Origin of the sequence: Pseudomonas sp. BRG-100 (assembly GCF_000737955.1) — a bacterium.
Lineage (GTDB): Bacteria > Pseudomonadota > Gammaproteobacteria > Pseudomonadales > Pseudomonadaceae > Aquipseudomonas > Aquipseudomonas synxantha_A.
In genome coordinates this window covers 715,673-725,313 of record NZ_JPRX01000001.1, presented here as the reverse complement: position 1 = coordinate 725,313, position 9,641 = coordinate 715,673, and the positions used below count along the sequence as shown (strand labels likewise).

The 9,641-nt window shown below is 61.1% G+C and carries 11 protein-coding genes; 8 read left to right on the top strand and 3 right to left on the bottom strand.

Annotation, left to right across the window (positions count from 1 at the left end; all coding sequences use genetic code 11):
* Window positions 1-93: 93 nt before the first annotated feature.
* Entirely contained in the window at window positions 94-1,647 is a 1,554-nt protein-coding gene (locus JH25_RS23805) for a DUF726 domain-containing protein (protein WP_032876359.1), read from the top strand.
* A 41-nt stretch (window positions 1,648-1,688) separates the two neighbouring features.
* Window positions 1,689-3,008 carry an Nramp family divalent metal transporter gene (locus JH25_RS23810; RefSeq protein ID WP_005787588.1) on the top strand — a complete coding sequence of 440 codons (1,320 nt, stop codon included), beginning with the start codon at window positions 1,689-1,691 and terminating at the stop codon, window positions 3,006-3,008.
* Here the strand turns inward: JH25_RS23810 and JH25_RS0126775 are convergent.
* Entirely contained in the window at window positions 2,965-3,942 is a 978-nt protein-coding gene (locus JH25_RS0126775; RefSeq protein WP_032876356.1) for a LysR family transcriptional regulator, read from the bottom strand. The two genes, JH25_RS23810 and JH25_RS0126775, sit on opposite strands and share 44 nt — an antisense overlap.
* A gap of 117 nt (window positions 3,943-4,059) precedes the next feature.
* On the opposite strand from JH25_RS0126775, the gene JH25_RS23815 reads away from it, so the two are divergent.
* The 6 genes from JH25_RS23815 to JH25_RS23830 all read left to right on the top strand — a co-directional run bounded on the left by JH25_RS23815 (window position 4,060) and on the right by JH25_RS23830 (window position 7,392).
* A complete protein-coding gene (locus tag JH25_RS23815; RefSeq protein ID WP_032876355.1) occupies window positions 4,060-4,548 on the top strand; it encodes a DMT family transporter in 489 nt (162 codons plus the stop codon).
* A gap of 4 nt (window positions 4,549-4,552) precedes the next feature.
* Window positions 4,553-5,008 (top strand): DMT family transporter, encoded by a 456-nt coding sequence (locus tag JH25_RS23820; protein WP_032876352.1) that lies wholly within the window; start codon window positions 4,553-4,555, stop codon window positions 5,006-5,008.
* Window positions 5,009-5,097: 89 nt separating this feature from the next.
* A complete protein-coding gene (locus JH25_RS27780) occupies window positions 5,098-5,268 on the top strand; it encodes a metallothionein (protein ID WP_032803483.1) in 171 nt (56 codons plus the stop codon).
* Window positions 5,269-5,384: 116 nt separating this feature from the next.
* Window positions 5,385-6,161: an AraC family transcriptional regulator gene (locus JH25_RS23825; RefSeq protein ID WP_032876350.1), complete on the top strand. Its 777-nt coding sequence runs from the start codon at window positions 5,385-5,387 to the stop codon at window positions 6,159-6,161.
* A gap of 69 nt (window positions 6,162-6,230) precedes the next feature.
* A complete protein-coding gene (locus tag JH25_RS27775; protein WP_081883271.1) occupies window positions 6,231-6,404 on the top strand; it encodes a DUF1427 family protein in 174 nt (57 codons plus the stop codon).
* A 28-nt stretch (window positions 6,405-6,432) separates the two neighbouring features.
* Complete coding sequence (locus JH25_RS23830) at window positions 6,433-7,392, top strand: quinone oxidoreductase family protein (RefSeq protein WP_032876348.1); 960 nt, start codon at window positions 6,433-6,435, stop codon at window positions 7,390-7,392.
* Between the two features lie 47 nt (window positions 7,393-7,439).
* On the opposite strand, the gene JH25_RS23835 is transcribed toward JH25_RS23830, so the two are convergent.
* Together JH25_RS23835 and JH25_RS23840 are read right to left on the bottom strand one after the other, a co-directional pair.
* The gene (locus JH25_RS23835) at window positions 7,440-8,471 is read right to left on the bottom strand and encodes a purine-nucleoside phosphorylase (protein WP_032876345.1); all 1,032 of its coding nucleotides are present in this window, start codon (window positions 8,469-8,471) and stop codon (window positions 7,440-7,442) included.
* A 14-nt stretch (window positions 8,472-8,485) separates the two neighbouring features.
* Window positions 8,486-9,436: a nucleoside-specific channel-forming protein Tsx gene (locus JH25_RS23840; RefSeq protein ID WP_005787604.1), complete on the bottom strand. Its 951-nt coding sequence runs from the start codon at window positions 9,434-9,436 to the stop codon at window positions 8,486-8,488.
* Between the last annotated feature and the right edge of the window lie 205 nt (window positions 9,437-9,641).

The following is a 9,641-nucleotide window of genomic DNA, read 5'->3' as shown; positions in this document are numbered from 1 at the left end:
TCCTGAACGTGGCTAACGCCCGTCAGGATTCACCTTCCTTGCGGGCACTGTTTGTTACTATCGCCATCCCTTGCCAACAGGAGTCACCGGCCCATGCAACACCAGTGGGATGAAATGCACCGCACCCGCAAGCCCACATTCGTTCTATGTGGCGAGCCCCAGGGGGATGTGCTCAATCTCTATGTTCACGGTTATTCGGCCTTCTTCAACCGCCAGCAACTGGGCAATTTCAAGGCACAACTGGCGGGTATCGAAGGCTCGACCAACCTGATGCTGTTCTGGCCGGCGGGGCACTTTCTGGAAAACCTGTTCGCGCCGTTCAAGGATGTGATCGCTTCGATGCTTGGCGGTGGTGGCCTGGGCGCAGCGACGGTGGGCGTCGGTAGGGCGATTGCCTATTTTCTTGACCATTACAAAAGTGTCGAGGCGCGGGTCGATGAAGTGGCCAGGACCTTGTTGCCTGAACTGGCCGGCTACCTGCACGACGAGGCGCTGCCGGTGCGGCGCATCAACCTGATCGGTCATTCCCTGGGCGCACGTATTCTGGTCAAGAGTCTGTTGGCCAGCCCCGATATCGCCCGCGAGCTGCCGTTGAATAACCTGTTGCTGATGGGCGGGGCGATCTGTACGTCAAGCCCTTGGGATGACGTGTCGGCGCCGCTCAAGGGCCGGCTGATCAACTGCTATTCCAGCAAGGACTGGGCGCTGGCCTTGAAGCCGGATAGCGAGCGCTGCATCGGCCGTTATGCGATTGACGTTACGCCTGCACTCAAGACCAAGGTCACCAATGTGCATCTGGCCAGCTTCGATCATGCCGCTTATTGGCCGCAATTGAAGACGGTGGTGCAGTACACCGACTTGCTGCAGGAGCGCCGTGGTCTGATCCGCGCTGACCTGCGCAGCAGCGAAGTGCGCTTTGCCGAAGAAGATGCCGAACTGTTCCCGGCGCTGGTGCAGGCGCGTCCTGAAGAGCTGAAGTTCCTCGCCGAGCTGATGGCGCAAAAGCGCAGTGCCTCGATCGACGCCAGTGTGCGTGAACCGCTGAAACTGGCCATCGAGTTGCAGCGCATGGGCGGTGACAGCTTCATGAACCTGGCCCGTGGTCACGGGGTGAGCTATCGCCAGATTGCCGAGGAGGTGGCGCAACGCCTGGGCATCAAGTTCGACGAGCCACTTCAAAGCGTGGCGCTGGCGGATATCGAAGCGCAGGTCGCTGAAAAACTGATCGAGCAGTACAAGGACAAACTCAGCCGCACCGACCGTCAGGCGTTCGACGCCGAACTCAAGGCTGCGGCGCAAAAAGAGCAGGGGCTGTTCACGCGCTTCGATGTGGGCCGCTCGGCCACCACAGCCTTGAGCGGTACCGCGCTGGCCGGGCTGACCGGGTTTATCCTGCGTCGGGGTGCAGCCACGGCGATTCCGGTGGTGGGCCAGGCGCTGGCTGCGGCGATGTTGCTGGTCAGCGGCGTGCGAGCGTTTTCCGGCCCGGCGTATTCGATCACCACCTTGGCGGTATTGGTGGTCGGTGTGATTCGTCAGCGCATGGAGCGCGAGGCGCTGAACCAGGAGCTGGACCTGGTTGTGCAAGTGGTAGAGGCCTTTGATTTGCCGCGAGATACAGTGATGCGCACAGTCGCGTCCGACTGATAAGCTGCTGCCCAAGCCTAGTGTATTGTCTGGAATTGCGCGTGAAATTCAACCTGCCGAAAATCGCTACCGCTCCGTTCTGCCCGCCGGAAGTGGCCGGCTCTGTTGCCGTTGACCCCAAGGCGTCCTTTTTCAAACGCATGTTGATGTTCGCCGGCCCCGGCTTGTTGATCTCCATTGGCTACATGGACCCGGGCAATTGGGCGACCGCCATTGAAGCCGGTTCACGCTACGGCTACAGCCTGTTATTTGTGGTGCTGCTGGCCAGCCTTGCGGGGATGGCGGTGCAGTGCCTGTGCTCACGGCTGGGCATCGCCACCGGCAAGGACCTGGCGCAGCTGTGCCGCGAGCGTTACAGCAAGCGCTCCTCACGTACCCAGTGGCTGCTGGCGGAAATCTCCATCATCGCCACCGATCTTGCCGAAGTGCTCGGTTGCGCCCTGGCGTTTCACCTGCTGCTTGGCGTGTCGCTGACCACCGGCATTGTCATCACTGCCTTCGACACGCTGTTGATCCTGGCCCTGCAAAACCGCGGCTTCCGCCGCCTTGAAGCGATCATGCTGGCGCTGGTGGCGACCATCGGCGTGTGTTTCTTTATCGAACTGGTGCTGATCAAACCCTACTGGCCCGACGTGCTCAGCGGTTTCACGCCTTCACTGTCGGCGATCAGCGACGCGGCGCCGTTGTACCTGGCGATCGGCATCCTTGGCGCCACGGTCATGCCCCATAACCTCTACCTGCACACCTCCATCGTGCAGACGCGCCTGATCGGCAAGGACCTGGCGAGCAAGCAGGACGCGGTCAAGCTGGCGCGTATCGACACCATCGGTTCCCTGGCTCTGGCACTGTTGGTCAACGCAGCGATCCTGGTGCTGGCCGCTGCGGCGTTCTACAAGACGGGCCATACCGATGTGGTGGAAATCCAGGACGCCTATCATCTGCTCGACCCACTGGTAGGTGGCGCCTTCGCCAGCATCCTGTTCGGTATAGCGTTGCTGGCGTCTGGGCAGAGTTCGACCTTTACCGGCACCATTGCCGGGCAAGTGATCATGGAGGGCTACCTGAACCTGCGCATACCCTGCTGGCAACGCCGCCTGATCACTCGCGGACTGGCGTTGATCCCGGCGTTCCTTGGGGTATGGCTGATGGGCGACGATGCCATCGGCAAGCTGCTGATTCTCAGCCAGGTGGTACTCAGCCTGCAGTTGCCGTTCGCGCTGTATCCACTGATTCGCATGACCGGTGACAAGCAGTTGATGGGGCCTTTCGTCAATCGACTGCCCACGCGGCTGTTGGCGTGGTTCCTGTTCGCGGTGATCAGTGGGGCGAATGCGTGGTTGATTGGGCAGTGGTTGTTTTGATCTGCCGATCCCAATACGGCACCGTCCCAAAACACTCCACGAAATAGTCGATCACCGTACGCACTTTCAACGACAATCTCCGGCTGCCCGGCCACAGTGCGGCAATCTGCTGGGGCTCCAGGGTGGTCGCCACTTCATATTCAGTCAGCACAGCCTGCAAACTGCCGGCGCGCAGGCTTTCGCCAATCAGCCAGGACGGAAACACCACCAGGCCCAGGCCCTGTTCGGCGGCGTGGGTCAGGGTGTCGGCGTGGTTGCCGGTGATCGGGCCCTTGACGCTGTAGGAGGTCCAGTCACTTTGGCCGCGCCGGAAGAACCAGCGTTGCTGGCCCGTGATGCCTTTGTAGGCCAGGCAGTGGTGGTCGACCAGTTCGTCGGGGTGGCGCGGCGTGCCGTGTTGCGCCAGGTAGGCGGGGCTTGCGGCGATGCGAAAGCGCTGGGGCGCGAAGATGCGTGCCTGCATACCCGAATCATTGAGCACGCCAATGCGAAACAGCAGGTCGGTGCCGTCTTGCAGTGGGTCGACGAAGGTATCGGTTTGCTGGATATCCAGTTGCAGCTTCGGGTAACGCCGGCACAGTTGCCCCAACCACGGTGAAAGGTGGCGCTGGCCGAATACCATCGGCGCATTGATACGCACCAGTCCGCTGGGCTCACTGTCTTGTTCCTGCAGGGCTTGGTTCGCCGTTTCCAGCTGCTCCAATACCAGCCGCGCGTGACGCCCCAGCAGGCGCCCGGCTTCGGTGGGGCTTACGGCGCGGGTGTGGCGGTACAGCAATTGCTGGCCGAGGGCCTGTTCCATCAGTTGAATCTGCCGCGAAATGGAGGAGGGTGCCAGGCTTTCTCGGCGGGCCACTTCGGAAAAACTGCCATGGTCGAGCACGGCGACGAACAGGCGCAGCGCCTTGAAACTCAGCTCATTCAAACCCTGCATCATCTCTCCTGGCTGTGCGTGTTGCGCAAAGGTGTTGTTTGCATGCTCCCATTTATCGCACAGGACGGCCACCGGATAATGCGCGCCATGTTTTCTTTGTTGATGCGCAGGTGATCTATGCAGGCACGTTCTATCGAAGGTGTGGCGCAGGCCAGACCTAACAAAAATTTTCTGCGGTTGCTGTTGTTGCCGTTGGTGATCCTGGCGGGCATGGGCCTGTCGGTGGAGGCTGGCCTGCTCGGGCCGTTGGGCGCGCAGGTCGGGCATTTGTGGGCGACCTTGAGCATCTTTGGCGTCGGCACCGCGATTCTCCTTCTACTGCTGCTGTTCAGCGGCCCGCAGAAGGGCCCGGCATTTACCCAACTGCCGCGCTGGCAGTTGATTGGTGGGTTCCTGGGGCCGATGTATGTGGTGGTGCTGACCCTAGCCACGCCCCACATCGGTATCGCCATGACCATGATTGCGATCCTGTCCGGCCAGGTGGGCAAGAGTGTATTGATCGACCACTTCGGTTGGTTCGGCACGGCGCGCAAGCGCGTCAATGGCGAACGCTGGATTGCGCTGGCGTTGATTGTGGCGGCATTGGTCCTGATTGCACGAGGGTAAGACGATGAATCTGATTCTGTTATTGGTGGTGGTGATTGCAGCAGGGGCGGTGTTGAGTGTGCAGGCCGCGATCAATGGGCGCCTTGGCCAGACGGTTGGGGTATTGCGCAGCAGCCTGCTGACTTTTGCCGTTGGTGCACTCACCACGGCGTTGTTGATATTTTTCTTCGAGCCGGCCCAGGCCGTCAGCCTGCTGGATGTGCCGAAATGGCAATTGACCGGCGCCTTGTTCGGCGTGGTGTACATGCTGGTGATGGTCGGCGCGGTGCCTGTGGTTGGCACGGCGGTCGCCACGGTGGCGGTGATTGTCGGGCAGTTGGGCATGGGCATGCTGATCGACAACTTTGGCTGGCTGGGCAACCCGGCGATCGAATTGTCGGGCAGCCGCATCGTGGCGATGCTGTGCCTGGCGCTGGCACTGGTGTTCATGTACCGCAGCAATACCCGGGCGGCCGACTGACGGCGCTGAACCTTGGCGCTCTGCGTGGAGTCACTGCTTAAGGTGTGGCGTTCGCTGCACCGGGACGACCATGAAGAAGGAGTCTGACCATGCCAGATAAAACCTGTGCTTGCCCACACTGCAAATGCGTACTGGGTGCCGATGCGATCATGAAGGACGGTAAGGGTTATTGCTGCCAAGGCTGTGCCGAGCACCATGCCCACGGTGAGCCCTGCGCCGCCGCGACCGGCTGTGAGTGCGCCAAGTCGGCCCGCACTTGACGTGATCTACCTGCAGGCTCGGACAACCCGGGCCTGCCGGGTGAGTAAAAACAGTTCGCTTGTCGGCGGCCAGTCTTTACCATGGTCGCCTTTCCCTTGATTGACATATACCCGCCATGGCCCTGGCCGCGCCCCCCGACCTCAGTGATCAAGCCGTCCCAGTGCAGCCCCTGGCACGCACGTACCCGCGTGGGTTGTATGTGGAACCCCATCGCCATGAATGGGGCCAGTTGCTCTATGCGATGAGCGGCGTGATGTGGGTCGAGACGCCCCGTGAAGCCCTGATAGTTGCGCCGCAGCGCGCCGTGTGGTTGCCGCCGGGAGTCGAACACGGCATCCGTGTTGTCTCCGACTTGCAGATGCGCAACATCTACCTGCGCCCGGCGTTGGCGGCGACGCTGGACAGTCAGGTGCAGGTGATTGAGGTGGGCCGGTTATTGCGTGAATTGATCGTGACGTTAGTGGAGCAGGTCGATCACGCCGATGCCGGCTACTACGAGGCGCTCGTTGGCCTGGTCCTGTTGGAGCTGCAACGGGCACGCCGCTCGCAAATCCGTATCGTCATGCCGGTGGCGACTGATCGTCGGCTAAGCAGTGTATGCCGGGCGGTCATGGCTGCGCCGTCCCTGGACATCCCTTTCGAGCAGCACGCCGAAACTGTCGGTGCCAGCGTGCGCACCCTGGCGCGGTTGTTCCAGAACCACCTGGGCATGGGCTTCGCGCAGTGGCGGCGCCAAGTGCAGTTGGCGACGGCGGCGGCGGAACTGATCCAGGGCCGGTCGGTGAGCGGCATTGCTCGTGCCCTGGGGTATTCGCCCAGCAGTTTCAGCGACATGTTCCGCCGTGAACTGGGTGTATCGCCTTCGCAGTACGCGGGTTGGCCGAAATCCTGAAGCACTTGGCCGATGCCGAAGCCAGTCGCACCTTAAGCTGAGCCCATCAATCAACCGGGCGTAGTCACCATGAACTATCTGATTTCCTTGGCCATCGGCCTGTTTGTCGGCCTGATCTACGGCGCGCTGGGCTTCCGTTCGCCCGCACCGCCGGCCATTGCTCTGGTGGGGCTGATGGGCATGCTGCTCGGCGAACAGTTGTGGCCCATGGGGCGGCAGTTGGTCAGCGGTTGGTTGTCCTGAGCCTTTTCTTCTTCGACGGATGCCTTTAATGAAAGCACTACAATTTAGCGCCAGTGGCGACCTCGCCGACCTGCGCCTGGTCGATGTTGCCACGCCCGTACCGTCTGCCGATGAAGTGCTGGTCCAGGTTAAAGCCGCCGGTCTGAACCCCAGCGATGTGAAAAACGTACTTGGCCGGTTTCCCTACACCACGCTGCCGCGCATTCCCGGGCGCGATTTTGCCGGGGTGGTGGTCGAAGGTCCGCCAGCCTTGCTCGGTCAGGAAGTCTGGGGCACCGGTCGCGACCTGGGCTTTTTTGCTGACGGCTCCCATGCCCAATACCTTCGGGTATTGGCCACAGGCGTGGTGCCCAAGCCCGGTCACTTGAGCTTCACCCAGGCCGCGAGCCTTGGCGTGCCGTATACCACGGCCTGGGACGCGCTGGAACGCAGTGGTGTGGGCAAGGGCACGCGGTTGCTGGTGATCGGCGCCAATGGTGCCGTTGGCAGCGCGGCGTTGGCACTGGCGAAGCTTCGTGGTGCGCAGGTGCTGGCAGCGGTGCGTCGCCCTGATCAGGTGGATGTCTTACAGGCGCAAGGCGTGGAGGCGATTGCCCTGGGCCAACCGCAGGAACTGGGCGTACAAGTGCACGCCGTGTTCAAGGGCGGCGCCGAGGTGATCTTCGATACCAGCGGTTTCTGGTTGCCCGCTGCAGTGGCGGGGTTGGCGCCTTTCGGCCGTATCGCAATCATTGCCGCGCCGGTCGACGGCCACGTGCAACTGCCGGCTCTGGCGCTGTATCGCAAGGGGGGGACGGTGGTAGGCGTCAATTCGTTGCTCTATAGCTGTGAGCAATGTGCGGTGATGTTAGGGGCGTTCGGGCGGTTCTTTGATGAGGGGTTGTTGCCGTTGCCCACCGGCCTGCGCGAAGTGGCGTTGGCTGATGGAGTTGAGTGTTATGAGCAAGTGAACAGCGGCAGCCCGGACAAATTCATCCTGCTGCCGTGACATCGTCTCAAATGTGGGAGGGGGTAAGCCCCTCCCACTTCATATCTTTACTCGACCTCGGGTACGCCTTTTTCCCACGCCGACCACTGCTTCACAATCGCCTGCACCAGCGGGTTGCCCGTGCGGTACAGGTTTTCCAGTGCCGGTACAAAGCCGCCCTGGTCCGCATACTTGAGCAAGTTGTCGACCTCGCTGTAACCCGGATAAGGCCGGTCAAAGTCAGAGCCTGCGCGCACCACGGCCAGGCGCTGGATATCCACCAAACCTTCGCGGCTGGCCCGCAGCAGCGCTTCATAGGTGGAGTTGTCTTCCTGCTGGGTGGTGCAGTATTCGCCTTTATTGTCGGTGAGCAACTTGGTCCAGACTTCGGCGCGTTCGCTCAGGCGGGTGCCGGAAAACCAGGTATTGCCCGCCAGCGTGTCGCAGCGCGTGACTTGCGGCGGCTGGTTGGCCGGAGCGTCGGGATAGTGCTTGCGCCAGGCGGCGGATTCTTTGCTCTCGGTCAGCTCCACCTTGTGCGACAAGGCAAACGCCTTGGCTTGCAGCTTGGGGTTGAGCTCGAATACTTCGGTCTTGTAGTCCAGCGGTGGCTTTTCGTTGGGCCCCTTGGTGTTGATGCCGATATAACCGGTCGGCCAGTCCTTGGGCGCATCCCGTGAATCCAGCTCCCACTGGGTGCCGAACTCCACCAGGTAATGGGCCCAGGCGGCGGTGCCGATGGTGCCGTGCTTGGGGCTGATACCGGCGATACCGGCAATCAGGAAATAGCTCTGGCGCAGGTCGAATTTGGGCGACAAGGCCAGGGCCAGTGTCGACGCAGCGGCGTTGGTCTGGCCCATGCCGGTTACCAGCAGGCACACGTCCTGGGTGTTGCAGCGAATCACTGGGTATTCGGCAGACAGCCCTGGCACGCGTACTTCCTGCTTGAGTTCCAGGCGGTCGATCCAGGTTTGCGCCTCGGGGGCGAACATGGTGATCAACATCACCTTGGGCTTGATCGGTGCGGGGTTATCCGCCAGCACTACGTGGGGCAGCAGAGCGAGGCCGACGGCCAGCGAGATACGAGTCAGTGCGTTCATGTACAGCTCCTTGATCAGAATTGGTAACCCACGCCGGCGTAGTAACCCCAGCCATCAGAGCGGGCGCGGAAGTTGCCTTCGCCGAAATTCAACTCGCTGCCGTCTTCCCAGTTGCCACCGTTGTGAAAGTAGCGACCCACCAGGGTAAAGCGCAGGTGGGTGAACGCGTACAGCAACACGTTGGTAGCCACCAGGGAATTGGCGGTGCGCGCCGGGTTGTCCTTGTGCAGGTCCGAGCCGAAGTCGTAGTTGGTAAAGCCGATATAGGTCAGCGAAGCACCGTTGTCGAACTTACCGATGGGCACGATGTACTTCATCTGCGCGCGGTAGCCATCCCAGGAATATTCATTGCTGGCACCGTAGTTTTCCCACTGGTAGCGGCCATAAAAGTTGGCCGACAGGTTGACCCGCGAGTGGGTGTCGATATCGGTGCCCAGGCCGCTGTACAGGGTGTTGGCGCGGTTTTCCTTATGGCTGCCGTGATCGTAAATCCAGTCAAAGGCCACATACCACTCCTTGAACGGGCCGATCGCCAGGCTGCGCCCTGCGAGGTAGTCGATGGAGATCCGCGGTTCATGCTCCATGAATACCGGCGAGCCATGGTCCCATACACCTTTGTCATTACTGTTACCGATGGTGAGGATCTTCGGCACGTCGATATAGCCGTACAGCTCAAAGGGCCCCTTGCGCCCGAAGTACTCGTACTCCAGGTAGACATCGTCCTGAGGCTTGGGGCCGAAGCTGATGTCTTTGCTGCCGATCAGCGTCAGGTCCTGGTTGAACCACTCCGACAGGTAAACGCCTTTTTTCGCCGGTGGGCTGGCCTCAGGGCTAAGGGTTTCGCCCTGGGCTGAATCATCGACGGGCTTTTGTTGCGCCAAAATGGGGCCACTGAGTACTCCCGTAACGGCGGCCAGTAGCAGGGAAACACCAAGGCAAGCACGAGGCTTAGAGGTGGGATGCATTGAAAGTCCTTATTCGTACACGGTTTAGCCCGATTCATCGGGTAGGGCTGAACTTGGCAGCCAAGTTCGTTCCGCAAACGTTTGCACAGGCTGTACCAACTTGTGCCAATGGCTTGAACTGTTTGGAAAAAACGCGAATTAGCCGACGCTTTGGTCAGAAAACCTGCGGGTTACATGTCATCCTGTGCCCACCCACTGGAGCACT